Source organism: Microcystis sp. M53603_WE2, from assembly GCF_030065435.1.
Map to the genome: position 1 here is coordinate 1 of NZ_JASJFF010000775.1, position 2,440 is coordinate 2,440.

Here is a 2,440-nt window from a genome sequence, read left to right on the forward strand (position 1 = left end):
GAAGGAGCCTTATTAGTTTTAGGGGCGAAAGCGGGCTTAAATTTATCCCTAACCAAGCAAGAGTTCCCTAGAATCGCTGAAATCCCCTTTTCTTCTCAAAGAAAGCGAATGTCGGTCATTTGTCAAGGAGTCAATCCCGTACTATTTACCAAAGGTTCCCCGGAATTAATCCTTGAACAATGTCTCTCCTACCAATCGGGATTAGAAAGTCTTCCTTTTGGGGATAGGGAAAAAGAAAAAGTCTTAGTCGCTAACAATGCTATGGCTAACAGGGGTTTACGAGTCTTAGGATTAGCCTACAAAAACCTGATTTATCCGCCAGAATCAACTGAAATCAGCGAAGATGCCCTAATTTGGTTAGGAATGGTCGGTATGATCGACGCAGCGCGACCGGAGGTACAAATCGCCGTGGCTAGGTGTCGAGAAGCGGGAATCCGTCCAATCATGATCACCGGTGATCATCAATTAACCGCTCTAGCGGTGGCTAAAAGTCTTGGTATTGCCCAAGCGGGAGCTTTAGTCATCTCAGGGCGAGAATTAGATAAATTATCACCAATTCAGCTAGAAACCCTCATTGACAAAACTAACATCTATGCCCGTGTCTCCCCCGAACATAAATTAACTATTGTCCGCGCCTTGCAAAAAAAGGGTAAATTTGTTGCTATGACCGGAGATGGGGTGAATGATGCTCCGGCCCTGAAACAAGCAGATATCGGCATTGCCATGGGAATCGCCGGCACCGATGTCACCAAAGAGGCTAGTGATATGATTCTCCTTGATGATAATTTTGCCACCATCGTCGCCGCCACGGAAGAAGGGCGAGTGGTTTATAACAATATTCGCAGTTTTATTAAATATATTCTCGGCAGTAATATCGGGGAAGTGATTACTATCGCTGCTTCGCCTCTTTTGGGTTTAGTTACTCCCCTAACTCCCCTACAAATTCTCTGGATGAATTTAGTTACTGATGGTTTACCTGCTTTAGCTTTGGCAGTGGAACCCGCTTCTCCTAATATTATGCGTCGCCCTCCTTTTAGTCCCCAAGAAAGTATTTTTGCTCGCGGTTTGGGCAGTTATATCGTGAGAATTGGGATTATTTTTTCGATTATTAATATCACTCAAATGTTGATCGCTGTGCGCTTGGATCCACTTTTTGGTAATACTGGTTCATGGAAAACTATGGTTTTTACTACTCTCTGTTTAGCTCAAATGGGTCATGCCATTTCCGTGCGATCGAGCGATCATCTTACCATAGAAATGAATCCTTTGACTAATCCCTATCTCTGGGTAGCAGTAACCCTGACGACAATTTTTCAACTGATGTTAATCTATGTTCCTGCCCTGCGGGATTTTTTCGGCACTCAATTTTTAACTAAAGAAGAATTATTAATCTGTTTGGGATTTAGTACCTTATTATTCGTTTGGGTGGAGTTAGAAAAATTATTTACCCGTTGGTATCATCGGCGATAATCAGGGAGTTTTTTTCATTGTTCAGTAAACAGTGAATTGAAAACTCAAATCTGATAACTGATAAACCCCATCCACTGGGAAAACCGTAGTTTGGCTTTTTCGGCTACGATTCTTATATAGGGTTTGCGGCAAAAAGTACGGGCGAAGCATTCGGATAGAAAATCTACGGTTTCATCGATAGGTTATTGCCCGAATGCTTCGCCCCTATAGGACGCGGGCCGATGAAGACGCAAGGTTTTGAAGCACGATTCTCTCAAAATCTTGCACCTGTTTCCAGAGAAAAGCCAGAAAGCCCCTACCTTGCCTACATTTCACATTTATTCAGCAAATCCTACATAGTAATAATTTTAAGGTTTAGTGCCTTGGCCGTGAAATTCCAGTTCTCTAGCTGATTGCGATTTGGCTTACTATTAAAAATTGTTTTGATCTAAAATTGAGTTAGCAATATTGTATTGGGAGTATCAAACAATGGAACCAGTTTCTCTGATTATCGCCGCCTTGACTGCCGGTGCGGTTGCTGCGGCTAAAGATACGGCGGAAAAAGGTGTTAAAGATACATATCAAGGTTTGAAAACCTTGATTAAGCGTAAGTTTGCTAATGATGCTTTAGCACAGGCAATGGTAGAGGCAAAACCAGAGGATATCAAGAAAGCTGAAGGTTTGTTAAAAGATAAAATTGTCGAAGCGGGGGTTGATAAAGATAATGAAATCACTAAATTAGCCCAAGATTTACTAGACAAGCTCCAAGAACAACCCGGTGGACAACAAATTATCACCCAAAATATCAGTAATGTTAAATATGCTGCTACCTCTGGCACGGGTAATGCTAGTAAGTAGTCATGCAAAATTAATTACCCAAATAAAAAATTAAGAAGTATAATACATAAAAAAACGAAGCAGCAGGAAAATACAATGAGATTGATTAGAGACCTAAACCCCGAGAGCCAGAAAATGCTAGAGAGAATTTATC

2 protein-coding genes are annotated in these 2,440 nt (G+C 41.5%); both read left to right on the forward strand.

From position 1 onward, the window contains the following. On the forward strand, positions 1-1,470 hold a 1,470-nt coding region (locus tag PX481_RS16660; RefSeq protein ID WP_288095068.1), incomplete at its 5' end, for a cation-translocating P-type ATPase. 468 nt (positions 1,471-1,938) lie between these two features. Then, positions 1,939-2,307 carry a Het-E N-terminal domain-containing protein gene (locus PX481_RS16665; RefSeq protein WP_288027684.1) on the forward strand — a complete coding sequence of 123 codons (369 nt, stop codon included), beginning with the start codon at positions 1,939-1,941 and terminating at the stop codon, positions 2,305-2,307. The last annotated feature ends 133 nt before the right edge of the window (positions 2,308-2,440 follow it).